Annotated in this window: 3 protein-coding genes and 1 pseudogene; 2 read left to right on the forward strand and 2 right to left on the reverse strand. The window is 60.9% G+C overall.

What is annotated here, in order from left to right:
* Nucleotides 1–98 (forward strand): annotated as a pseudogene (locus HX803_RS31565) (DUF1348 domain-containing protein); the annotation flags it as partial.
* Between the two features lie 30 nt (nt 99–128).
* Here HX803_RS31565 and HX803_RS31570 read toward each other — a convergent pair.
* Both HX803_RS31570 and HX803_RS31575 read right to left on the reverse strand, forming a co-directional pair.
* Nucleotides 129–1,286, reverse strand: a complete 1,158-nt coding sequence (locus tag HX803_RS31570) for a PQQ-dependent sugar dehydrogenase (RefSeq protein WP_178925992.1) — start codon at nt 1,284–1,286, stop codon at nt 129–131.
* Between the two features lie 22 nt (nt 1,287–1,308).
* Nucleotides 1,309–1,626: a hypothetical protein gene (locus HX803_RS31575; RefSeq protein WP_178925993.1), complete on the reverse strand. Its 318-nt coding sequence runs from the start codon at nt 1,624–1,626 to the stop codon at nt 1,309–1,311.
* 182 nt (nt 1,627–1,808) lie between these two features.
* On the opposite strand from HX803_RS31575, the gene HX803_RS31580 reads away from it, so the two are divergent.
* The coding region (locus tag HX803_RS31580; protein WP_306172773.1) for a Ku protein at nt 1,809–2,042 on the forward strand (234 nt) is incomplete at its 3' end.

Raw genomic sequence — 2,042 nt, forward strand, 5'->3', positions numbered from 1 at the left:
TCAACGACCTGCCGATCAAGGAAAGCGAGCGCAAGTTCCACTGGCCGCTGGGCCGGCGCCCGGATGATCATCCGGGGCTGTCCGAGCTGGGGTTGTAACAAGAAGGGGCCGCATTGCGGCCCCTTCTTTCAATCCTGATTAAGACCGACGCGATACAACACGCCGTTGTCTTCGTCAGCCAACACGTACAGGTAACCATCCGGCCCCTGGCGCACGTCGCGAATCCGCGCTTTCAAGCCGCCGAGCAGGCGCTCTTCATGGATCACCTTGTCACCGTCGAACTGCAACCGGATCAGTTCCTGGCTGGCCAGCGCACCGATAAACACGTTGTGCTGCCACGGTTTGAAGCGGTCGGCATCATAAAACGCCATGCCACTGATACCCGGCGACTTTTCCCACACGTGATGGGGCGGTACGGTGCCCTCCACGGCCTTGCCCTGGGCTTCGGGAATCGGCGTCAGCGAATAATTGATGCCATGGGTCGCCAACGGCCAGCCGTAGTTTTTGCCGCGCTCGATGATGTTGATTTCATCGCCACCGCGCGGCCCATGTTCGTTTTCCCAGATCGTGCCGCTCCAGGGGTTCAACGCCAGGCCCTGGGGGTTGCGCTGGCCATAGGACCAGATTTCCGGTCGCACGCCTTGCTGGCCAACAAAGGGGTTGTCTTCTGGCACGCGGCCATCCGGGAAGATCCGCACCACCTTGCCTTGCAGCTTGTCCAGGTCCTGGGCCGTGGGGCGGTCATTGTTCTCGCCAAGGGTCACGAACAGATAGCCGTCGCGGTCAAAGGCCAATCGTGAACCGAAGTGGTTGCCGGTAGACAGCTTGGGCTCCTGACGCAGGATCACTTTGAAATCCTTCAAGCCGCTCAAGTCATCCGCCAGGCGCCCGCGCCCGACAGCAGTGCCCGCCGTGCCGCCCTTGCCACCGCCTTCGGCGTAAGAGAGGTACACCATGCGGTCTTCCTTGAAGTCGGGCGACAGCACCACGTCCAGCAAACCGCCCTGCCCTTTGGCCCACACCTGCGGTACACCGGTCAGGGGCGCCGACAACTTGCCGTCCGGGCTGACAAAGCGCAGGTGGCCGGGGCGCTCCGTGACCAGGAAGCCTTGCTTGTCCGGCAGGAACGCCACGGCCCATGGGTGGTCCAGGCCCTTGGCGATTGGCGTGACCGAGAGGCTGCCTTGTTCACTGGGAAATTGTTGGGCTGGGGCGGCAAACACTGTTGTCAGGGGCAGCAACGTGCTTGCGCAGACAACGGCGAGAAGGGTTTTGCGTAGCAACATAAGGCGAAGTCCTTACCGGCACTCAAGGCCGGCGATTGCCGTTGGCATCAAAGGTGGGGGCTTTGGTTTCGGTCGCGGGACGACTGGGAGCGGCATCGCGCTTGGGATAACGGTTGCCGATACCGCCGTTTTCCACGGTGGGCCGGGGGCTGGTCGGGCCGATCTGCACACCGCGCGTGGCCGGCGCATTGGGCTGGGTGCCCTGCATGCTGTTGGGGTTGGCCCGGTGAATCGGGCTGTTGTTGGAATCGGTGCGGCCGGGCAGGCTTTGCGCCTGGGCCAGTGACGTGAGTGCCATACCCAACGCCAGCACTGCTAGATGACGCACACAGCTGTTCATGACAAAGCCTCTCTGAGGAGTAATACGTGCTTTCGATAACACGCTACGCCTTGGGTTCGGCTTTCGTAACTAAATAGTTTCTCATTAGGTGTAACACGATCTGTCCGCATATCTGCTCATCGAAACTTTTGCCAGCGCCCGCCGGTCACCTGAACACTGACTCTGTTCAAGGAACCGCAGCCATGCCACGGGCAATCTGGAAAGGCGCCATCAGTTTCGGCTTGGTCCATATACCGGTGTCGCTGGTGTCGGCAACGTCCGCTCAGGGCGTTGATTTTGACTGGCTCGACAAACGCAGCATGGACCCGGTGGGCTACAAACGCATCAACAAAACCACCGGCAAAGAGGTCACCAAAGACAACATCGTCAAAGGCGTGGCCTTCGAAAAAGGCCGCTACGTGGTGCTCAGCGAAGAC

Source organism: Pseudomonas sp. P7548 (assembly GCF_013386585.1).
Taxonomy (GTDB): domain Bacteria; phylum Pseudomonadota; class Gammaproteobacteria; order Pseudomonadales; family Pseudomonadaceae; genus Aquipseudomonas.

Bases quoted from the DNA above. Each gene is read 5' to 3' on its own strand.
- HX803_RS31570 (WP_178925992.1), bottom strand. From the start codon at position 1,286: ATGTTGCTACGCAAAACCCTTCTCGCCGTTGTCTGCGCAAGCACGTTG.
- HX803_RS31575 (WP_178925993.1), bottom strand. From the start codon at position 1,626: ATGAACAGCTGTGTGCGTCATCTAGCAGTGCTGGCGTTGGGTATGGCA.